Below are 21251 nucleotides of genomic sequence, written 5' to 3'. Positions count from 1 at the left end.
CTTCAGAGGATGCGGTACTGCTCGTCACGGGTGTCGGTGAGGAACATCTGGCCCGGCGCGTGGGTGAGGGCGAACGGCGGCCGGGAGGCCATCACCGCCGCCTGCGGGGTGACGCCGCAGGCCCAGAACACCGGGATGTCGTCGGGTGCGGCGGTCACCGGGTCGCCGAAGTCGGGGCGGTCGAGGTCGTCGATGCCGAGCACCGCGGGATCGCCGCAGTGCACGGGCCCGCCGTGCACCGCCGGCAGCAGGCTGCTCTCGCGGATCGCCGCGGACAGATGCTCCGGCGGTACGGGGCGCATCGACACCACCATCGGGCCGTGCAGCCGCCCGGCCGGGCGGCACTGACGGCTGGTCACGTACATCGGGACGTTGCGGCCCTGCTCGACGTGGCGGATCGGCACCCCCGCCGAGGACAGCGCCCACTCGAAGGTGAAGCTGCAGCCGATCAGGAAGGACACCAGGTCGTCCCGCCAGTACGCGCGCACGTCCGTCGGCTCGTCCACCAGCTCGCCGTCCCGCCACACCCGGTAGCGCGGCAGATCGGTGCGCAGATCCGCGCCCTCGGCGAGGACGGTGGTCCAGGAACCGGCGTCCGTGACGTCGAGCAGCGGGCAGGGCTTCGGATTGCGCTGGCAGAACAGCAGCATGTCGTACGCCCAGTCCGCGGGGACCGCGATCAGGTTGACCTGGGTGTGGCCGGCCGCGACCCCGGCCGTGGGCCCGGTCAGGCCCGCCCGGAAACGGATCCGTGCCGTTTTCGGGCTCCACGCGTGCGCGTGCTCGTCGGTGAGGACGAGCGGGCGGTCCTGGGCGCGCTTCATGCCAGCTCCCTCCCGCGCGTCTCCGGCAGCCCCAGCAGGGCCAGCGCCGCCAGACCGTAGCCGATGGCGCCGAAGGCCAGCGCGCCGCCCACACCCCAGCTGTCGGCCAGGAAGCCGACCGTGGTCGGGAAGACCGCGCCCACCGCGCGTCCGGTGTTGTACGTGAAGCCCTGCCCGGTGCCGCGCACCGCCGTCGGGTACAGCTCGCTGAGGAACGAACCGAAGCCGCTGAAGATCGCCGACATGCAGAAGCCGAGCGGGAAACCGAGCACCAGCAGGAGGCTGTCGGCGCCGCTCGGGATGTTCGCGTACGCCAGGATGCACAGTGCCGACAGCACGGCGAACAGCCAGATGTTGCGGCGGCGGCCCAGCCGGTCGGTGAGGTACCCGCCGGTCAGATAGCCGATGAAGGCGCCCGAGATCAGGAACGTCAGATAGCCGCCGGTGCCGACCACCGACAGATCGCGCTCGGTCTTGAGGTACGTCGGCACCCAGGTGGCGAGGGTGTAGTAGCCGCCCTGCACCCCGGTGGAGAGCAGCACCGCGAAGACCGTCGTCCGCAGCAGCCCCGGCTTGAAGATCGCCGTGAAGGACCCGCGGGCGGGGCTCTGCTCGCGCGCGGCGGTCGCCTGCGGCGCGTCCTGGACGCGGCGGCGCATCCAGACGACCAGCAGGGCGGGCAGCGCGCCGGTCCAGAACATCACGCGCCAGGCCAGATCGTGGTCCAGCAGCGAGAAGACCACCGTGTACATGATCGCGGCGAGCCCCCAGCCCACGGCCCACGAGCTCTGGATCGCGCCGAGGGTGCGTCCCCGGTGCTTCGCGCTCGCGTACTCGGCGACCAGGATCGCGCCGACCGCCCACTCGCCGCCGAAACCGAGGCCCTGCAGGGCGCGGAAGACCAGCAGCCACTCGTAGGTGGGCGCGAAGCCGCAGGCGACGGTGAAGACGGCGTAGGTGATCACGGTGATCATCAGCGCCCGGACGCGGCCGATCCGGTCGGCCAGCACGCCCGCGAGCGCCCCGCCGACCGCGGACACCACCAGCGTGACCGTGGTGAACAGCCCGGTCTGACCGCTGTCCAGGCCGAAGTACGCGGCCAGCGCGACCATGCTCAGCGGCAGCGTGAAGTAGTCGTACGAGTCCAGGGCATAGCCGCCGAACGCGCCGGCGAAGGCGCGGCGGCCACGCGGTCCGAGGGCGCGCAGCCAGCCGAGCGGGCCGTCGCTCGCGGTGGGTGGGGCGGAGGTGGTGGGTGGGGTGGACGTGGTGGGTGGGGCGGAGGCGGTGGGCGGGGCGGAGCCGGTGGGTGGGGCGGACGTGGTGGGTGGGGCGGACGTGGCGCGGGCGGTCGCCTTCGGCGGGGGGACTGAGCTCATGGGCACCTCGCAGTGAGGGACGGAGGATGCGGTGGTGAGCGTGCGATGCCCAGCAAGGTAGGGGATTGTTCAACGATCCCTCAATACCCGTGTTGTCTCGTTCTCCTGACTGCGGTTGAATCTCGGGCATGGCAGAGCAGCTGACGGGACTGGCCGACGACCGCGCTCTCCTCGGGCGCACCAGCACCGCGGAACGCGTCGCGGACATCCTCAGGAGCCGCATCGCCGACGGCTTCTTCCCGCCCGGCACCCGGCTGTCGGAGGACAGCATCGGCGGCGCCCTCGGCGTCTCCCGCAACACGCTCCGCGAGGCGTTCCGGCTGCTCACGCACGAGCGGCTGCTGGTCCACGAGCTCAACCGCGGGGTCTTCGTCCGGGTGCTCACCGTCGAGGACGTCGAGGACATCTACCGCACGCGCGCGCTGGTCGAGTGCGCGGTCGTCCGGGGACTGGGGGAGCCTCCCTACGCGCTGGGCCGGCTGGCGGAGGCGGTGGCGCGGGGGCGTCGAGCGGTCGCCGAGGATGACTGGAAATCGCTGGGGACGGCCAACATCCACTTCCATCGGGAGCTGGTGGCGCTGGCGGGCAGCGAGCGCACGGACGAGCTGATGCGCAGCGTCTTCGCGGAGCTGCGGCTCGCCTTCCACGTGGTGGAGGACCCGCGGGAGCTGCACGAGCCGTACCTGGCGCGGAACGAGGAGATCCTGGACGCGCTGGAATCCGGCGACCGCGAGGGAGCGGAGCGGCTGCTGGCGGTCTATCTGGCGGACTCGCTGGAGCGCGTGGTGGAGGTGTATCGGCGGCGTGTGGACGAGGGGTAGGGGCCGGGGGCTGCCGGGGACGTGCGTGGCGGGAGGGTGCACGGGGGGCGGGAGGGCACCGGGCGGTGCGTGTGGCGCGGGGCAGTGTGGCCTGAGCGCGCCGGCGTTGCATGAGGGTGCGGGCGTTACGTGAGGGCGCGGGGCTACGTGGCGTGAGGGCGCCGGGCGCTGCGTGACGGCCGGTGCAACCGAGTGGCTCGCGACGGCCCGCAGCCGAAGCCGCCGCCCGGCCCCCGGCGCTCCGATTTGGGTCGTTGTCAGACCCAGCGCCTAGTCTGTGCACCGTGACTTCGCCAGCAACGACGGACAGCGTTCCGCCCCAGCTCAGCGCGGGGCCGCGCCCCGCACCGGGCCCGGCCGCCGACGAAGGGCTGGCGCGGCGCCTGCGCGCGCTCGCCTGCACCGCGCCGCTGCACGACCTCGACGCGCGCAAGGCCAACCTGGCCGGTGAGTACTCGGTCTACGGGATGGCGGAGGTGGCCCTCGCCGCCATCGATCTTGTCACGCTCAACATGGACTTCGACACCGGCGCCGACCACGACCAGGTCGTCGCCCGGCTCGTCCCCCGTATCGCCGCCCAGGCCCCGCAGCGCCCCACCGCCGAGCACGAGCGCGTGGCCCGCTGGGTCCTGGAGAACCTGATCAACGTCGGCAGCGTCGACCGCGGTTTCCGCGCGGTGTACGGCACCTTCGCCGCGGACGGCACCTATGTCCGGCGGGACTACGACTTCAAGCTGATCGAGGAGGTCCCGGGTCCCGGCGGCAGCGTCTACCTCCGGACGACCGACGAGGCGGTCAACGTCCTGGTCGGCGCCCTCGACACCGATGTGACCAGCGCCCAGATCGCCGCCGAGGTCAAGCTGGAGGTCCTGATCAGCCGCGGCCGTCTCGCCGACGCGCAGCTCGCCGCCGAGCAGGCCCGCTACCGGACCGTGCAGTACTCCGAGACACTGCGCCGGGCCCTGGAGGCCACCCGGCGCAACGTCCGCGCGGTGGACTGGCTCAGGACCGTGCCGGACATGATCGCCGAGGCGCTGGACCACGTGGCCGACCGCTACCGCCACGAGAACGCGATCCTGACGAACATCCGCAAGGCGCGGGACGAGTCCGAGGACCCCGAGCACAAGCGGCGGGCCGCCGAGCTGGTCGACATCGTCAAGGACTGCATCAGGCGGCACACCCAGCTCCAGTCGCGCCTGCTGGAGGCCGGGCCGCTGTTCCGCGCGGAGCAGGACCGGCAGGCGTTCGCCACCCCGGTGACGTCCTCGGGGATAGACCTGTACGGGCATCTGGTCGCCCCCGTGCTGCCATTGCCGCTGGAGCAGGCCGTCAAGGTCACCGACGCGTTCTTCGCGCGCGGCACCGGGCTGCGGACGCCGGTGTCCGTGCGCGTGGGCGACCTCGTCGACATACTCCTCACCCCGCCGATGGAGCGCGAGCACCTGGGCGCGGAGATGCCCGAGCCGGACCTGATCGCCACGCCGGACGACAGCCGGTTCAGCGAGGAGCAGCTGGCCGCGGCACGGGAGCTGCTGGACCTGCCCGCCGACGCGCCCCGCCGGCTCTCCGGCCTGCTGGCCGAGGCCCGCCGGCAGGACCCCGAGCTGCCGTACCTGGTCGCGCTGCTGGCCGTGCACGCGGCGAGCCCGGCGGTGGGCACCGCCTACCGGCAGGGCGAGGAGAAGCTGCTGTTCGCCGTGGACGACGGCACCGAGCTGGACGACCCCGAGTTCGGCGGCGCCGACCTGATAGTGGGCACCGCCCTGCTGGACGCCGCGGGGATGGCGGCGGACCGGACCGAAGCCGCATGAGTGAGCGACACCCGCGCCGTGCGGGAGACCCGAGCAAGGAGCCGAAGCCGTGACCGAGCACGTCGAGTGGAGTGAGCCGGAGGCCGCCGCCGCGCCGGTGAGCACCGCCGTCACCCCCGCCGACGCCGCCGACGCGGCCCGGCTCGTCGCCTTCGGGCTGCAGCCGAAGCTGCAGCCCGCGCGCGACCAGGAGTACGCCGACCTGCTGCGCCGCTACCGCGAGGACCCGGCCTTCGCCCGGCTCGCCGACGCCGTCGCCGCCGGCCTCGGCCTGGTCGTGCTGGAGGTCTCCCCGCGCGCGGGCATGGCCGTCACCGCCGCGGAGGACTCGGTGTTCGCCGTGCGGATGGGCGACTACGCCCGGCGCACCTCCGCCGACGGCTCCGACCGCTTCCTGCACGGACTGGCCCACCTCGCCGTCGCCGCCATGGCGTTCCCGCGCCCCGAGGACCTCGCCGACGACGGCTACATCGGGCGGGTCAGCGTCAACGGCGTCGACGCCTTCGTCCGGCAGGCATGCCGCCGCCTGGAGGAGCGCGCCGAGGAACAGGGCGAGAACACCGACCCGGCCACCGACGCGCCCGGTCTGGAGGCCGCCTGGCGGGTCTGGGCCAGACGCAGCGCCACCGGCGCCACCAAGGACGCCCGCCGCCTCGCCGGGTCCACCACCGGCATCGTCGGCAAGGCGGTCGCCTTCCTCACCGACTCCGGGTTCCTGCAGCGCACCGGCGACGACCACGGCGGCACGTATCGCACCACCGCCCGCTACCAGCTCCAGGTCCGCGACATGGCCGGCAGCGCCGCCATGGCCGAGCTCCTGGAACTGGGCGTCGTCCCGGTCACCGACGGCACGCCGACGCTGCTGCCCGCCCAGGACGGCGACGACCTGGAGCTGGTGGCCGACGCGGGGCTGCCGTTCCACTCCTGAGGTTCCCGGGTTCTCCGGAGCTCCCGAACCACCGCACCCTTCACGCCGTAGTACGCCTTTTACGAAGACTGTCGAGAGTCCGCCATGTACGAGCTGTCCCGGGTCCGCCTCTACTCCATCGGACCCGCCGGTGCGCGTTACGCCGACACCGTGCTTGACCTGCGGGGCGTGGGCGATGTCGTGCCCGACCCCGCGCCCGCGCAGGCGGAGTTCTTCGAGGAGGAGCCGGTCGGCCCGCCGCGCCGCCCGGCGCCCGCAGGCGTGCTCTTCCTGGAGAACGGCGGCGGCAAGTCCGTGCTGCTCAAGCTGATCTTCTCGGTGATGCTGCCGGGCCACCGCAACACGCTCGGCGGCGCCAGCTCCGGCGTGCTGCGCAAGTTCCTGCTCGCCGACGACTGCGGGCATGTGGCGCTGGAGTGGCAGCATGTGCAGACCGGCGAGTGCGTCGTCGTCGGCAAGGTCAGCGAGTGGCGCGGCCGTCAGGTCTCCAACGACCCGCGCAAGTTCGCCGAGGCATGGTACTCCTTCCGGCCCGGCCCCGGCCTCACCCTGGACAACCTCCCCGTCGCCGAGTCCACCGCCGTACGCCCGCCCGTGGAGGGCGCCTCCGGCGCGCAGGGCCGCCGCCGCACCATGAAGGGCTTCCGCGACGCCCTCACCGAGGCGGGCAAGGCGTATCCGCACCTGGAGGTGCACTGGGAGGAGATCCACGAACGCTGGACCGACCACCTCGGCGACCTCGGCCTCGACCCCGAACTCTTCCGCTACCAGCGGGAGATGAACGCCGACGAGGGCGAGGCAGCCGGCCTGTTCGCGGTCAAGAAGGACTCCGACTTCACCGACCTGCTGCTGCGCGCGGTCACCGACACCCGCGACACCGACGGACTCGCCGACCTCGTCAGCGGCTTCGGCAACAAGCTCGGCCGGCGCGCCGAGCTGATCGCCGAACGCGACTTCACCGCGGGGTCGGTGGACCTGCTCGGCCGTATCGTCGAGGCCGCCGAGGCACGGGCACGCGCGCGGGACATCCACGCAGGAGCCGAGCGCCGCACCCGCACCCTGGCCCGCCGGCTGTCCGCGCGGGGCGTCGAGGAGCGCAGGCGCGCCGCCGACCTCGCCCAGCGGGTCACGGCCGCCGCCTACGCCGTCACCCACTCCGAGTCCGCCCGTGGCCGCAGCGCCCTGATCGCCGCCGAACTCGCCTACCGGCACGCCTCGCTGGCCCTCGCCGCCGCCGAGAAGTCCGCCGCAGCGCAGAAGCGTGAGCTCGCCGACGCGCGCACCCTGCACGCCGCCTGGCAGGCCGCCGAGGCCGTCCTGCGCCACCGCGCCGCCGCCGACCGCGTCGCCCGCGTGGCCGCCGCCATCCAGGAGGCCGAGCGCGACGCCGCCCCCGCCCTCGCCGCCCGCACCAAGGCCGCCGTCGACCTCGTACGGGCCCTGCACGCGGCCGCCGAGCGCGCCGAGACCCTCGCCAACGAGGAGGAGGAGCGCTCCGCCGCCCTCCAGGAGGCCGGCGACCTGGCCCACCGCGACGCCACCGCCGCCGCCACCGAGGCCCAGCGCGCCCGCAGCGAGGCCGGACATCTGCGCCAGCGCCTGACCGAGGTCGAGCAGGAGACCGCCGAGGCCGTCCGCGCGGGCTGGCTCGACGACAGCACGCCCGACGCCGACCCGGCCCGCGCCGCCCTGGCCGCCAGCGACGCCGAGAAGACCGCCGTCGCCGCCTGGGACACCGCCCGCGAGACCGCCCGCCGCGCCGCCGAGCACGCCCGCGAGGCCGCCTCGGCCGAGTCCCGCGCGGAACTGACCGCCGCCCGCGCCGCCGACGCCGCGCTCGCCGCCGAACGCGCCTACGACGGCGAACGCCGCACCGCCCAGGCCCTCGCCGCCGAGGAGCGCCTCGGGGAACTGCTGGGGCTCGCCGGGCACCACGTCCGCGCCGGCCACCCCACCGGCGCCGACGCGCGTGCCGGGGTGCCGCAGCCCCGCCGCGAGCGCCAGGACGAGGACGCCGCCACGCCCGCCGAGGCCCCGCTGACCGCCGAGGGACTCGACCGCTTCGCCGACGAACTGCGCGAACTCCTCGACGACGCCGTCTCCTCCGCCGAACGCCAGCTGTTCGAGCTGCGCACCGCGGCCGCCGACGACTCCCGCATCCTCGGCGCCCTCGGTGACGGCGGCCTGCTGCCGCCCGGCCCCGACGTCCTGGCCACCGTCGAGTTCCTCGGCGAGCACGGCATCCCCGCCCTGCCCGGCTGGCGCTACCTCGCCCAGGCCGTCGACCCCGCCGACCACGCGCGCGTCCTCGCCGCCCGGCCCGAACTCGTCGACGGCGTCATCATCACCGACCCCGCCTCCCACGCCCGCGCCCGCGAGGCGCTGAGCGACGCCGCCCTGCTGCCCCGCTCCGCCGTCGCCGTCGGCACCGCCGCCGCCCTCCTCGCCCCGACCCCGGCACCGGCCGCGGACGACGGCGAGGTGTTCCTGGTCCCGCCGAACCCGGCCATGCACGACGAGCACGCCGCCGACGAGGAACGCCAGGCCCTGCGCGCCCGCGCCACCGCACGCGACGAGGAGATCCGCGTCCTCGCCGCCCGCCTCGGCAAGGATCGCGAGCTGGCCGCCCGGCTCGCCTCCTGGCGCACCGGCTGCCCCGCCGGACGCCTGCTGGAGCTCGCCGACGCCGCCCGCGAGGCCCGCGCCTTCGCCGAGGAGGCCGAGGCCGAGCTGGCGGAGGCACGGGTGGTACGCGCCGAGGCGGAGGAGGCCGCCGCCGAGGCCGCCCAGGTCCGCGACGAACGGCAGGAGGCCGCCCAGAAGGCCCGGCGCGCCGCCGACGCCCTCGCCGGGCTCGCGTTCCGGCTGCGTGAACGCGCCGGCTGGCAGGCCCGCCTGCGCGAACTCGCCGACGAGGCCACCGAGTCCGAGGCCCGCGCCCAGGTCTGCCTGGAGCGGGCCCGCGCCGCCGACGAGGACCGCCGCGCCGCCCAGCGCGCCGCCGACGACGCCCGCCGCACCGCCCGTGCCCTGCGCGCCGAGCGCTCCGAGATCGCCGGTGCCCCCGACGACCTCCCGGACACCGACGCCGCGGCCCCCGAGGCGTCCCTGCCCGCCCTGCGCGAGGCATACCGCGCGGCCTCCCAGGTCTACGAGAAGGTCGGTGTCGGCGCCGACCTGCGCGCCGAGCAGGCCCGCGCCGAGAGCGACGAGAGCGCGGCCCGCGCCGAACTGGACCGCCTCAGCAACAAGGTCCGCACCCGCGCCGAGCAGCTTCTGCAGTCCCCGGACGGCTCCGACGGACCCTCCCGGCAGGCGGCCGCCGCCCGTGCCGAGGAGCTGGTCCAGCTCCTGGAGACCCGGATGTCCACCGCCAGCGAGCAGCTCGGCCGACTGCGCGGCGAGGCCGAACGGCACGCCCCCGAGGAGGGCGACGCCCACACCGAGCTCCCCGAGGAGCTGCAACCGCGCGACGCCGACCACGCCCAGGCCCTGCTGCGCACCGCCACCGCCGAACTCGCCTCCCGCACCGAGGCCCTGAACGAGGCCCGCGAGGCACACGCCGAGCTCCTCGAAGCCCACCGCGCCGCCGAGGACGCGGCCGGCGGCTTCGACGAGATCGCCGCCCTCCTGCGCGACCTGCTGCGCGAGCACATCCCCGAGGACGACCAGGAGCAGCCCGAGCCCTACCCCGGCAGCCTGGAGGACGCCCGCCAGTCCGCCGCTGAGGCCCGCCGCTCGCTGCGCGGCTGCGCCGCCGACCTCTCGGCCGCCGAAGCCGCCGTGCGCGAGGCCAGCGACGTTCTCGTCCGGCACGCCAACTCCACCCGCTACGAGCAGGTCCGCACCCCCGCCCGGCAGCAGATCCGCGAGCTGCCCGCCTCCGCACTGCCCGAGCACGCCGCGAAGTGGGCGGACGCCTTCGCACCCCGGCTGCGCGTCCTCACCGACGAACTGGCCCAGCTGGAGCGCAATCGCGACTCCATCGTCGACCGCCTGCGCGGCCTCGTCGAGTCCGCCCTGGCCACCCTGCGCTCCGCCCAGCGGCTGTCCCGGCTGCCCGAGGGCCTGGGCGAGTGGTCCGGGCAGGAGTTCCTGCGCATCCGCTTCGAGGAGCCCGATCAGGCCACCCTCACCGAGCGCCTGGGTGAGGTCATCGACGAGGCGACCCGCGCGGCCGTGAAGAAGAACTCCGACCTGCGCCGTGACGGCATGTCACTGCTGCTGCGCGGTGTGGCGGCGGCCCTCCAGCCCAAGGGCGTGGCGGTCGAGATCCTCAAGCCCGACGCCGTGCTGCGCGCCGAGCGGGTGCCCGTCGGGCAGATGGGCGACGTCTTCTCCGGCGGCCAGCTCCTGACCGCGGCCATCGCCCTGTACTGCACGATGGCCGCGCTCCGCTCGAACGACCGGGGCCGCGACAAGCACCGGCACGCGGGCACGCTCTTCCTGGACAACCCCATCGGCCGCGCCAACGCGACCTATCTGCTGGAGCTCCAGCGCGCCGTCTCCGACGCGCTCGGCGTGCAGCTGCTGTACACCACGGGCCTGTTCGACACGACGGCTCTGGCCGAGTTCCCGCTGGTCATCCGGCTGCGCAATGACGCGGACCTGCGGGCGGGCCTGAAGTACATCAGCGTCGAGGAGCATCTCCGCCCCGGACTGCCGCAACCGCCGCAGGCGGGCGAGGCGGTGCACAGCGAGATCACCGCGACCCGGATGTTCAAGCGACCGGCGCCCGCGACGCCCTGACGCCGGCCGTGGCTCAGGAGTGGGACAGCTGCCCGGCACCGCCGGGCCGGCCTATCCGCTCCTGGGCCCGGGCGACCGACCGCGCCTGACGGCGGGCCCGACGCCGCTCCCGACGCAGCGCACGGGCGGTGCTGCTCGGCGTGGACACCACTCCGTTGCGCTGGTTCCAGACCTGACGGGTCACCCAGACGTCGAGCACGCCCCAGGTGGCCACGACCGTGCTGGCGACGCTGCTGATGACCATGGGGAACGCCAGCCACGACCCGGCCAGGGTGCACAGGACCGCGACCATGGCCTGTATCAGCGTCACGGCGATGATCAGCACCGCGCGTACCGCCGCCGTACGCACCGGGTCGGGCATCCTGCGTCGCTTCGCGGGCTCCTCCACCCACAGGGGCCGGTAGGCGGCCCGGGGCGGGGCGGTCTCGTGGCGCGCCGTGCGCCGCTCGGCCGAACCCTCGCGCGCCGCACGCGTGGCGGCACCGGCTTCGCCCGACGTCCGGCTCGCGTCCGCCGGAATGTCGAGATCCGATGCCTCGGCGCCCTCGGGGACCGTCATCTGTGCCGTGGCGCCCCGTCCGGGTGTCCCGTGCCGCTCAGCCGTGCCCATCACCGTGTCACTCCCCACCGCCAGCAGGCGCCTCGTCCCGGCCCGAAGACCGTCTCCCCTGTGCCTGCCCGGCTTGCGTCCCTTTACGCCGCCCGGGTGCGGGATGCGGCTCATGTGGCCGATTCCGCCCCCGTTTCCCATAGAGAAGGACGAGCGGCACCCCTCGAAGATTCCCGGACTTCGAAAATTTCCGGCCAATTGATCTGACATCCAAGCCACATCGGGTTCCATGGACACCGAGGGTTTCGGGGCCGCAATCTCCCGCAATGGGCGGACAACACGCCATCTCTCCAGGCCCGTGCGGAAGTTGAGCTTCCGGTTGGGTCTTCGAGTTCCCTGTGCGTCGGTAGTAGGCTCGCGCCGTTTGTTGACGCACATGTGTGCCCCCGACCGTGGGGGCCGAGCTGGGGGAGGCCATGCGCTTTCGCGGGAAATCAATCCGCCGGAAGATCGTGGCGCTGCTTCTCGTGCCGTTGCTGTCCCTGACCGCGATCTGGGCGTTCGCCACCGTACTCACCGGGCGCGAGGCGACCCGGCTGCTCAGCGGTTCGGCCGTCGTGGAGAAGATCGGCTATCCGGCCGAGGACACCGTGCGCGTCCTGCAGGAGGAACGCCGCCAGAGCCTCACCTACCTCGCCGACCCCCGCGCCTCCGACGCGCTCGCCGCGCTGCGGCGCAGCAGAGCCGCCACCGACCGGGCCGTCGCGCAGATCCGGGAGAACGCCCAGGACTCGGAAGTACGCGACACCATCGGCCCGACCACCGACGCACGCCTCACCGCGGTCCTGGACTCCTTCGACGGCCTCGAACCCCTGCGCCGCAGCGTCGAGGACGGCACCGTCGACCGCGCCCAGGCACTGAAGCACTACAACCACCTGGTCGACCCCTGCTACGAGCTGTACGCCGACCTCGAACTCCTCGACAACGGCGAGATGGACAAGCAGTCACGGGCCTTGGTCAATCTCAGCCGCGCCCGTGAACTCCTCTCCCGCGAGGACGCCCTGCTCGGCTCCGCGCTCGTGGTCGGCGAGGTCACCCGACGCGAAGCCCGCGCCATCTCCGACCTCGTGGCCCAGCGGGGTCTGCTCTACGAGGTCAGCCTGCCCCTGCTGCCCTCCTCCGAACGGGACCGCTACACCCGGTTCTGGAAGAGCGCGGCCACCGCCCCGCTGCGCAGAGCGGAGGAGGCCGCCGTCGAGAGCCGGTCCGGACAGCCGCGCGGCGTCACCGTGACCAGCTGGGACACCGCCGCGGGCAACGTCCTCGACGAACTCGCCTCTCTCGACGACCAGGCCGCCGCCCGCTACCAGGACCGCGTCGACCCGATCGTGACCAGCGTCATCGTCAAGGCCGTCATCGCCGGCGTCCTCGGCCTCATCGCACTCCTGGCCTCCCTCTTCGTCTCCGTGCGCATCGGCCGCACCCTCATCCGCGACCTGCGACAGCTGCGCCTGGAGGCGCACGAGGCGTCCGGTGTGCGCCTGCCCAGCGTGATGCGCCGCCTGTCGGCCGGTGAACAGGTCGACGTGGAGACCGAAGTCCCCCGCCTCGAGTACGACCGGAACGAGATCGGCGAGGTCGGCCAGGCCCTCAACACCCTCCAGCGCGCCGCCGTCGAGGCCGCCGTCAAGCAGGCCGAACTGCGGGCCGGCGTCTCCGAGGTCTTCGTCAACCTCGCCCGACGCAGCCAGGTCCTGCTGCACAAGCAGCTGACCCTCCTCGACACGATGGAGCGCAGGACCGAGGACACCGAGGAACTCGCCGACCTCTTCCGCCTCGACCACCTCACCACCCGCATGCGCCGCCATGCGGAGGGCCTGGTGATCCTCTCCGGCGCCGCACCCTCCCGGCAGTGGCGCAAACCCATCCAGCTCATGGACGTCGTCCGCGCCGCCGTCGCCGAGGTCGAGGACTACGAACGCATCGAGGTGCGCCGCCTGCCCCGGGTCGCCGTCACCGGCCCCGCGGTCGCCGACCTGACCCATCTCGTGGCCGAACTGCTGGAGAACGCCACGGTGTTCTCGCCGCCGCACACCGCCGTGCAGGTGCTCGGCGAGCGGGTCGCCAACGGTTTCACCCTGGAGATCCACGACCGGGGTCTCGGCATGGCGGCCGACGCGCTGCTGGACGCCAACCTCCGGCTCGCGGAGACGCCCGAGTTCGAACTGTCCGACACCGACCGGCTGGGGCTGTTCGTGGTCAGCCGGCTCGCCCAGCGCCAGAACGTCAGGGTCTCGCTGCAGCCCTCGCCGTACGGCGGCACCACGGCTGTCGTCTTCATCCCCGACGCCCTGCTGACCGACGACGTGCCCGACACCAACGGCATCGGCTTCCGCCTCGACCGCCCCCGCACAGTCAAAGAACCCGACCGGGCGGGCAGCCGCCGGTCGGCGCTGTCCCAGGTCCCCGCCCCGCTGCCCGGCCTGTCCGCGTCCCTGCTGGACGGTCCCGTCGAGCTGGAGGCACCGGTCGACCTGGACGCGATCTCCGACTTCCCCGGAGCCCTCGACGACGAGGACAGCGAGCGCGGCGGTCTCTTCCGGCCACGTCGCTCCATCGCGCACACGGAATCCGACCCCAAGGGCAGCCCCCTCGCGCCGTACCACCGCGTATCCGGGCGGCAGGAGGGCCCCCGCGGCGAGGACACCGACGAGGTGAGCGCGCCCGTACCGCTGCCCCACCGCCGCACTCCCAAGCTCGTCAGCTCCCACGGCCGACCGGTCACCGACCAGCGATACCGGCGCTCGGAGCCGACCGACGCGCCGTCCACCCCGACCGGCCGCACCCTCGATCCGTCCGCCCCCGCCCCGCTGCCCACGCGCCGACGCGGCACCGGCCCCGCCATCCGAGGCACCGGCCCCACCCGCACCGACCTCGATCGCACCGACCTCGACCGCACCGACCTCGATCGCACCGGCGACCGCGACCGGACCACCACCGAGGCCGGCGCCCAGCGCGACACCCCGGCCCCTCGCCGTCCGGACGCCCCGGCCGCGCCCGCGGCTGCCGCCCCGGACACCCCCGCGAGCAGCGCCGCCGCGGGCGGCCCCGAGCGCACCGCCGCCCCCGACAGCCCCACGCGCCCCGCCGACCACGGGACGCCACCCGCCGCAAGCACGGCCCTGCCCCGCCGCGTCCGGCAGGCGAACCTCGCCCCGCAACTGAGGCAGGACCCGGAGCGCCGCACCGAGGACCGCGCGGACCCGGCGGACCGGGACGCCGACGAAGTACGCAGCCGTATGGCCTCGCTCCAGCGCGGCTGGCAGCGCGGTCGTGAGGAGAACGCCGCGGGCAACGACGCCCAGAGCGGCACAGCACCGCAAGGAACGACTAAGGGGGACGGTCGATGACCGCACCGAAGGCGACCGGCCACACGGAGACCAAGTCCGGCGAGCTCAACTGGCTCCTCGACGACCTGGTGGACCGCGTCGCGAGCATCCGCAAGGCCGTCGTCCTGTCCGGCGACGGCCTGGCGACCGGGGTCTCCAAGGACCTCACCCGCGAGGACGGCGAGCATCTGGCCGCGGTCGCCTCCGGCTTCCACAGCCTCGCCAAGGGCGTGGGCCGCCACTTCGACGCGGGCGGCGTCCGGCAGACCGTCGTCGAGCTGGAGGACGCCTTCCTGTTCGTCACCGCCGCCGGGGACGGCAGCTGCCTCGCCGTCCTCTCGGACGCCGACTCCGACGTCGGCCAGGTCGCCTACGAGATGACCCTGCTGGTGAAGCGGGTCGGCGTGCATCTGGGTACCGCTCCGCGCACCGATCTGCCCCTGGGCGGGTAGTGGGATGACATGAGCGCAGACGGTCAGGCAACAAGCCACTGGTTCGACGACGAGGCAGGCCCGGTCGTCCGTCCGTACGCCATGACACGTGGCCGGACCCGACACGCGGCCCAGCACCGCCTCGACCTCATCGCGGTCGTCGTCACCGAACCCGACGCGGGCGACCCGGAGACGGACCCCACGCTGTCCCCGGAGCACACGGACATCGTCGAACTGTGCCGGGACGCCCCGCAGTCCGTCGCCGAACTCTCCTCCGAGCTGGATCTGCCCATCGGAGTGGTACGGGTCCTCGTCGGCGATCTCGTCGACGGGGAGTTCGTCCATGTGACCCGCCCCGTCCCCCCGGCCGAACTGCCGGACGAGAGTATTCTGCGCGATGTGATCAACGGGCTCCGGGCGCTGTGAGCAGTGCGGAAGCGGGGTGAAGACGTGACGGGCTGGCAGTTCTGGGTCGACCGGGGCGGCACCTTCACGGATATCGTCGCCCGGCGCCCGGACGGCCGTCTGGTCACGCACAAACTGCTGTCGGACAGCCCGGCGCCCGCCCACTCCCGGCCTCGCACACGCGGGCGTGCCCCCGCCGCGGACGCCGCCGTCGCGGGGGTCCGTGAGCTGCTCGGCGGATCGCGGGAGACCGTCGACGCCGTCCGCATGGGCACCACGGTCGCCACCAACGCCCTCCTCGAACGCAAGGGCGAACGCACCGCCCTCGTCATCACCCGCGGCTTCCGCGACGCCCTGCGCATCGCCTACCAGAACCGGCCGCACATCTTCGCCCGCCGCATCGACCTGCCCGAACCGCTCTACGAACGCGTCATCGAGGTCGACGAACGCATCGCGGCGGACGGCACCGTCCTGCGCGCACCCGACCTGGACGCCCTCGCCGCCGCCCTCCGACAGGCCCACGACGACGGGATCCGTGCCGTCGCCGTGGTCTGTCTGCACAGCCACCTCCACCCCGCCCACGAACAGGCCGTCGGCGAACTGGCCGCCCGCATCGGCTTCCCGCAGATCTCGCTCTCCAGCGAGGTCAGCCCGTTGATGAAGCTCGTCCCGCGCGGTGACACGGCCGTCGTCGACGCCTACCTCTCGCCGGTGCTGCGCCGCTACGTGGACCAGGTCACCGACACCCTCACCGGCGTCCGCCTGATGTTCATGCAGTCCAACGGCGGCCTCGCCGAAGCCGGACAGTTCCGCGGCAAGGACGCCATCCTGTCCGGGCCCGCGGGGGGCATCGTCGGCATGGCCCGCATGTCGCAACTGGCCGGCTTCGACCGGGTCATCGGCTTCGACATGGGCGGCACCTCCACCGACGTCTCCCACTTCGCCGGCGAGTACGAACGCGTCTTCACCACCCACATCGCGGGGATCCGGCTGCGCGCGCCCATGCTGGACATCCACACGGTCGCGGCCGGCGGCGGCTCGGTCCTGCACTTCGACGGCTCCCGCTACCGCGTAGGGCCGGACTCGGCGGGGGCGGACCCAGGCCCCGCCTGCTACCGGGGCGGCGGCCCGCTCGCCGTCACCGACGCGAACGTCATGCTCGGCCGCATCCAGCCGGCGCACTTCCCCAAGGTGTTCGGCCCCGACGGCGACCAGCCCCTCGACGACGCGCTCGTCCGCGACCGCTTCACCGCACTCGCCCGCGAGATCCGGCAGCACACCGGAGACGACCGCACCCCCGAACAGGTCGCCGAGGGCTACCTGCGCATCGCCGTCGCCAACATCGCGGGCGCCGTCAAAAGGATCTCCGTCCAGAAGGGCCACGACGTCACCCGCTACGCCCTCACCACCTTCGGCGGCGCCGGCGGTCAGCACGCCTGCATGGTCGCCGACTCCCTCGGCATCCGCACCGTCCTCGTACCGCCCATGGCCGGCGTCCTGTCCGCCCTCGGCATCGGACTGGCCGACACCACGGCCATGCGCGAGCAGTCCGTGGAAGCACCCCTGGAACCGGCCGCCCTGCCCGCCGTGCTCAAGACCGCCGACGACCTGGAGGCCGCCGCCCGCGCCGAACTCCTCGCCGAGGACGTCCCCGACGACCGCATCCGCGTCACCCGCCGAGCCCATCTGCGCTACGACGGCACCGACACCACCCTCACCGTCGAACTCACCACCCCGGACGCGATGAGGCACACCTTCGAAGAACGCCATCGCGCCACCTACTCCTTCGTCCTCGACCGGCCGATCGTCGTCGAAGCCCTCTCCGTGGAAGCCACCGGCATCACCGAACCCCCCGATCTGTCCGCCCTCGCCCCGTACGAAGGCCGCCCCGCCGCGCCCGAGTCCGTCCGCCTCCACACCGGCGGCACCTGGCGCGACGTACCCCTGCACCGCCGGGAGAACCTGCCCCCCGGCGAGCCCGTCACCGGACCCGCGATCATCACCGAGGCCAGTGCGACGACCGTGGTCGACGACGGCTGGCGGGCCACGGCGACCGACGGCGGGCATCTGGTCATGGAACGGGTGGCGATTACGGAGAGTTCCCGAGCCGACACAAAGGCCGATCCCGTCCTCCTCGAACTCTTCAACAACCTCTTCATGTCGATCGCCGAACAGATGGGCGCCCGGCTGGAGTCCACGGCCCAGTCGGTCAACATCAAGGAGCGGCTGGACTTCTCCTGCGCCCTGTTCGACCCCGACGGAAACCTCGTGGCCAACGCCCCGCACATCCCCGTCCACCTGGGCTCGATGGGCACCAGCGTCAAAGAGGTCATCCGCCGCCGCGGCCCACGGATGCGGTCCGGCGACACCTACGCCGTCAACGACCCGTACCACGGCGGCACCCACCTGCCCGACGTCACCGTCATCACCCCGGTCTTCGGCCCCGGCCCGAGCGGCACCACGGAGAGTGAACAGGTCCTCTTCTACGTCGCCTCCCGCGGCCACCACGCCGAGATCGGCGGCATCGCCCCCGGCTCTATGCCCGCGAACAGCCGCACCATCGACGAGGAAGGCGTCCTCTTCGACAACTGGCTCCTCGCCGAGAACGGCCGCTTCCGCGAGGAGGAGACACTCCGCCTGCTCACCGACGAGGCACCCCACCCCTCCCGCAACCCCACGACCAACCTGGCCGACCTGCGCGCCCAGATCGCCGCCAACCAGAAGGGCGTCGACGAAGTCACCCGCATGATCGACGACTTCGGCCTCGACGTCGTCCAGGCATACATGCGGCACGTCCAGGACAACGCCGAGGAAGCGGTGCGCCGCGTCATCGACGCACTCGACGACGGCGAGTACGCCTACGAGACCGACTCCGGCGCCGTCATCCGGGTACGCGTGCGCGTGGACCGCGAGAACCGCTCCGCCACCATCGACTTCACCGGCACCTCACCCCAGCTGACCACCAACTTCAACGCCCCCTACGCGGTGGTCAACGCGGCCGTCCTGTACGTCTTCCGCACCCTCGTCGCCGACGACATCCCGCTGAACGACGGCTGTCTGCGCCCCCTGAGGATCGTCGTACCGCAGGGCTCGATGCTGGCCCCCGAACCGCCGGCCGCCGTCGTCGCCGGCAACGTCGAGACGTCCCAGGCCATCACCGGTGCCCTCTACGCCGCGCTCGGCGTCCAGGCCGAGGGCTCCGGCACCATGAACAACGTCACCTTCGGCAACGCCCGCCACCAGTACTACGAGACCGTCGCCTCGGGATCCGGCGCGGGGGAAGGCTTCCCCGGCGCGAGCGTCGTACAGACCCATATGACCAACTCGCGGCTGACCGACCCCGAGATCCTCGAATGGCGGCTGCCCGTACGGCTGGAGGAGTTCTCGGTCCGGCGCGGCAGCGGCGGCGCCGGCCGCTGGCGGGGCGGTGACGGAGCCGTGCGCCGCATCAGGTTCCTGGAGCCGATGACCGTCTCCACGCTGTCCCAGCACCGCAGAGTGCCGCCGTACGGCATGGCGGGCGGCGAGCCGGGCGCGCTCGGCGCCAACCTGGTGGAGCGCGCCGACGGAACGGTCACCGAACTCGGCGGCAGCGACGCGACCGACGTCGGCCCCGGTGACGTCCTGGTCGTGGAGACCCCCGGCGGCGGAGGCTACGGGCCGCCGCCCCCGCCACACCCCTGAGAGCCGTCCCCCTCACCCCCATCAAGCAGGAGAAGAGATCGATGATCTTCGGGCGTTCTGAGCGCGCCAAGCCGCCGGTCGAGCCCGTCACGCTCAAGATTCTGGTGGCCGGCGGCTTCGGCGTGGGCAAGACCACGCTCGTCGGCGCGGTCAGCGAGATCAGACCGCTGCGTACCGAGGAACTGCTCACCGAGGCCGGCCGCCCGGTCGACGACACCAGCGGCGTGGAGGGCAAGCACACCACGACCGTCGCCATGGACTTCGGCCGCATCACCCTCCGCGAGGACCTGGTGCTCTATCTGTTCGGCACACCCGGACAGGAACGTTTCTGGTTCATGTGGGACGAGATGTCCGAAGGCGCCCTCGGCGCCGTGGTCCTCGCGGACACCCGTCGGCTGGAGGACTGCTTCGCGGCCGTCGACTACTTCGAGCGCCGCTCCATACCCTTCCTCGTCGGCGTCAACTGCTTCGAGGGCGCCGTCCGTTACCCCGCCGAGGACGTCCGCCGGGCCCTCGACCTGGACGACGACGTGCCCGTGGTGCTGTGCGACGCCCGCGAGCGCGAGTCGGTCAAGGAGGTCCTCGTCGGCGTGGTCCAGCACGCCATGGCCTTCGCCGCCGGCCGCCGCGCCGCCGAGGCCGTCGCCACCTGACACCACCCGGACGACAGCGCGCACGGCCCGTACCCCCGCCGACCGGGGTACGGGCCGCGGTCCGCGGCGACGTTCACGCGCGTGTACCTACGCGTGCTCGTCCTCCAGCCAGCCGAAGCTCTTCTCCACGGCCTTGCGCCAGTTGTGGTACTCGCGGTCACGCACCGAGGCGTCCATCGCCGGCGTCCACTCGGCGTCCTTCTGCCAGTGCGCCTTGAGTTCGTCCAGGTCGTTCCACACCCCGGTGGCCAGACCGGCCGCGTACGCCGCGCCCAGACAGGTGGTCTCGGAGACCCGCGGCCGCATCACGGGCACGTCGAGCACATCGGCCTGATGCTGCATCAGCAGATTGTTCTTGGTCATGCCGCCGTCCACCTTCAGGGTGGTGATCCGCACCCCGGAGTCCTGGTACATGGCGTCCACGACCTCGCGCGTCTGCCAGCTGGTCGCCTCCAGCACCGCGCGCGCGAGGTGCGCCTTCGTGACGTACCGGGTCAGGCCCGTGACGACACCGCGCGCGTCGGAACGCCAGTACGGCGCGAACAGACCCGAGAACGCCGGCACGATGTACGCGCCTCCGTTGTCCTCGACGCTCGCCGCCAGGGTCTCGATCTCGTCGGCGGTGCGGATGATGCCCAGCTGGTCGCGGAACCATTGCACGAGCGCGCCCGTTATGGCTATCGAACCCTCCAGGCAGTACACCGGCGCCTCCTCGCCGATCTTGTAGCCCATCGTCGTCAGCAGCCCGCTCTTGGACGGCACCGGCCGGTTGCCGGTGTTCAGCAGCAGGAAGCTGCCCGTGCCGTACGTGTTCTTCGCCGTGCCCACGTCGTAGCAGGCCTGACCGAACACGGCGGCCTGCTGGTCGCCGAGCGCCGACGCGACCGGTACGCCCCCGAGCTGGCCGACCGCGGTGCCGTAGACCTCGGCCGAGGACCTGATCTCGGGCAGGATCTGCTCCGGGACGTTCATCGCGGACAGGATCGACCTGTCCCACTGAAGCGTCTCCAGGTTCATCAGCATGGTGCGCCCGGCGTTGGTGACGTCGGTGACGTGACGGCCGCCGTCGGTGCCACCGGTCAGGTTCCAGATGAGCCAGGAGTCGATGGTGCCGAAGGCGATCTCGCCGCGCTCGGCCCGGTCCCTGAGCCCGGGCACGTTGTCCAGCAGCCAGGCCGCCTTGGGTCCGGAGAAGTAGCTCGCCAGCGGCAGACCCGTCTGCTCGCGGAAGCGGTCCTGACCGTCCGCGCCGCCCAGCTCGTTGCACAGCGCCGCCGTGCGGGTGTCCTGCCACACGATCGCGTTGTGCACGGGTTTGCCCGTGGCGCGGTCCCACAGGACCGTCGTCTCCCGCTGGTTGGTGATGCCCAGGGCGCTGAGCTGGTCGGCCCGCAGCCCCGCCTTGGCGATGGCCCCGGCGACCACCGCCTGGACCTTGGACCAGATCTCGGTGGCGTCATGCTCCACCCAGCCCGGTTTCGGGAAGATCTGGCGGTGCTCGCGCTGGTCCACGGCCACGATGGAACCGCCGTGGTCGAAGATGATGCAGCGGCTGGAGGTCGTGCCCTGGTCGATCGCGGCGACGTACTTCTCGGCGTTGTCCGTCATGGCTACCCCTTGGGCTCGT

At 73.0% G+C, this 21251-nt stretch carries 12 protein-coding genes and 1 pseudogene; 9 read left to right on the top strand and 4 right to left on the bottom strand.

The genetic code is table 11. The features are described 5' to 3' along the window. Positions 1 to 2: 2 nt before the first annotated feature. Complete coding sequence (locus ACSU6M_RS05450) at positions 3 to 824, bottom strand: putative hydro-lyase (RefSeq protein ID WP_437067531.1); 822 nt, start codon at positions 822 to 824, stop codon at positions 3 to 5. Next, positions 821 to 2203 carry an MFS transporter gene (locus ACSU6M_RS05445; protein WP_437067529.1) on the bottom strand — a complete coding sequence of 461 codons (1383 nt, stop codon included), beginning with the start codon at positions 2201 to 2203 and terminating at the stop codon, positions 821 to 823. The genes ACSU6M_RS05450 and ACSU6M_RS05445 overlap by 4 nt, the downstream gene beginning before the upstream one ends. 128 nt (positions 2204 to 2331) lie before the next feature. Between ACSU6M_RS05445 and ACSU6M_RS05440 the strand changes: the two genes are divergently transcribed. From ACSU6M_RS05440 to ACSU6M_RS05425, 4 genes are all read left to right on the top strand, one after another. Next, complete coding sequence (locus ACSU6M_RS05440; RefSeq protein ID WP_437067527.1) at positions 2332 to 3024, top strand: GntR family transcriptional regulator; 693 nt, start codon at positions 2332 to 2334, stop codon at positions 3022 to 3024. A gap of 284 nt (positions 3025 to 3308) precedes the next feature. Next, positions 3309 to 4835, top strand: coding sequence for a hypothetical protein (locus tag ACSU6M_RS05435; protein WP_437067526.1), 1527 nt, complete (start codon positions 3309 to 3311; stop codon positions 4833 to 4835). A 49-nt stretch (positions 4836 to 4884) separates the two neighbouring features. Then, positions 4885 to 5763 carry a hypothetical protein gene (locus tag ACSU6M_RS05430; protein ID WP_437067524.1) on the top strand — a complete coding sequence of 293 codons (879 nt, stop codon included), beginning with the start codon at positions 4885 to 4887 and terminating at the stop codon, positions 5761 to 5763. Positions 5764 to 5847: 84 nt separating this feature from the next. Then, a complete protein-coding gene (locus tag ACSU6M_RS05425) occupies positions 5848 to 10512 on the top strand; it encodes a hypothetical protein (RefSeq protein WP_437067523.1) in 4665 nt (1554 codons plus the stop codon). 13 nt (positions 10513 to 10525) lie between these two features. Here the strand turns inward: ACSU6M_RS05425 and ACSU6M_RS05420 are convergent, their stop codons facing one another. Further along, positions 10526 to 11122: a hypothetical protein gene (locus ACSU6M_RS05420; RefSeq protein WP_437067521.1), complete on the bottom strand. Its 597-nt coding sequence runs from the start codon at positions 11120 to 11122 to the stop codon at positions 10526 to 10528. A gap of 416 nt (positions 11123 to 11538) precedes the next feature. On the opposite strand from ACSU6M_RS05420, the gene ACSU6M_RS05415 reads away from it, so the two are divergent. The 5 genes and pseudogenes from ACSU6M_RS05415 (at position 11539) to ACSU6M_RS05395 (ending at position 19624) form a co-directional block, all read left to right on the top strand. After that, positions 11539 to 14472, top strand: coding sequence for a nitrate- and nitrite sensing domain-containing protein (locus ACSU6M_RS05415; RefSeq protein WP_437067519.1), 2934 nt, complete (start codon positions 11539 to 11541; stop codon positions 14470 to 14472). Beyond that, positions 14469 to 14903 carry a roadblock/LC7 domain-containing protein gene (locus ACSU6M_RS05410; protein WP_437067518.1) on the top strand — a complete coding sequence of 145 codons (435 nt, stop codon included), beginning with the start codon at positions 14469 to 14471 and terminating at the stop codon, positions 14901 to 14903. The genes ACSU6M_RS05415 and ACSU6M_RS05410 overlap by 4 nt, the downstream gene beginning before the upstream one ends. A gap of 9 nt (positions 14904 to 14912) precedes the next feature. After that, entirely contained in the window at positions 14913 to 15308 is a 396-nt protein-coding gene (locus ACSU6M_RS05405; protein WP_437067516.1) for a DUF742 domain-containing protein, read from the top strand. 24 nt (positions 15309 to 15332) lie between these two features. Beyond that, a pseudogene (locus ACSU6M_RS05400) lies at positions 15333 to 19032 on the top strand (hydantoinase B/oxoprolinase family protein). Further along, on the top strand, positions 19013 to 19624 hold the full coding sequence (locus tag ACSU6M_RS05395; RefSeq protein WP_437067515.1) for a GTP-binding protein: 612 nt from the start codon (positions 19013 to 19015) through the stop codon (positions 19622 to 19624). The pseudogene ACSU6M_RS05400 and the gene ACSU6M_RS05395 overlap by 20 nt, the downstream one beginning before the upstream one ends. A gap of 87 nt (positions 19625 to 19711) precedes the next feature. Here the strand turns inward: ACSU6M_RS05395 and glpK are convergent, their stop codons facing one another. Next, positions 19712 to 21232: a glycerol kinase GlpK gene (gene glpK, locus ACSU6M_RS05390; RefSeq protein WP_437067513.1), complete on the bottom strand. Its 1521-nt coding sequence runs from the start codon at positions 21230 to 21232 to the stop codon at positions 19712 to 19714. Between the last annotated feature and the right edge of the window lie 19 nt (positions 21233 to 21251).

The organism is Streptomyces sp. enrichment culture, from assembly GCF_964272895.1.
In the GTDB taxonomy this organism is placed as follows: domain Bacteria; phylum Actinomycetota; class Actinomycetes; order Streptomycetales; family Streptomycetaceae; genus Streptomyces.
The sequence above is the reverse complement of the archived record's forward strand: the minus strand, read 5'-3'. Positions and strand labels throughout refer to the sequence as shown.

Excerpts from the sequence above, each read along its gene's own strand:
- ACSU6M_RS05450 (WP_437067531.1), bottom strand. The coding sequence starts at position 824 with ATGAAGCGCGCCCAGGACCGCCCGCTCGTCCTCACCGACGAGCACGCG.
- ACSU6M_RS05410 (WP_437067518.1), top strand. The coding sequence starts at position 14,469 with ATGACCGCACCGAAGGCGACCGGCCACACGGAGACCAAGTCCGGCGAG.
- ACSU6M_RS05415 (WP_437067519.1), top strand. The coding sequence starts at position 11,539 with ATGCGCTTTCGCGGGAAATCAATCCGCCGGAAGATCGTGGCGCTGCTT.
- ACSU6M_RS05445 (WP_437067529.1), bottom strand. The coding sequence starts at position 2,203 with ATGAGCTCAGTCCCCCCGCCGAAGGCGACCGCCCGCGCCACGTCCGCC.
- glpK (WP_437067513.1), bottom strand. The coding sequence starts at position 21,232 with ATGACGGACAACGCCGAGAAGTACGTCGCCGCGATCGACCAGGGCACG.
- ACSU6M_RS05405 (WP_437067516.1), top strand. The coding sequence starts at position 14,913 with ATGAGCGCAGACGGTCAGGCAACAAGCCACTGGTTCGACGACGAGGCA.
- ACSU6M_RS05440 (WP_437067527.1), top strand. The coding sequence starts at position 2,332 with ATGGCAGAGCAGCTGACGGGACTGGCCGACGACCGCGCTCTCCTCGGG.
- ACSU6M_RS05420 (WP_437067521.1), bottom strand. The coding sequence starts at position 11,122 with ATGGGCACGGCTGAGCGGCACGGGACACCCGGACGGGGCGCCACGGCA.
- ACSU6M_RS05395 (WP_437067515.1), top strand. The coding sequence starts at position 19,013 with ATGATCTTCGGGCGTTCTGAGCGCGCCAAGCCGCCGGTCGAGCCCGTC.
- ACSU6M_RS05425 (WP_437067523.1), top strand. The coding sequence starts at position 5,848 with ATGTACGAGCTGTCCCGGGTCCGCCTCTACTCCATCGGACCCGCCGGT.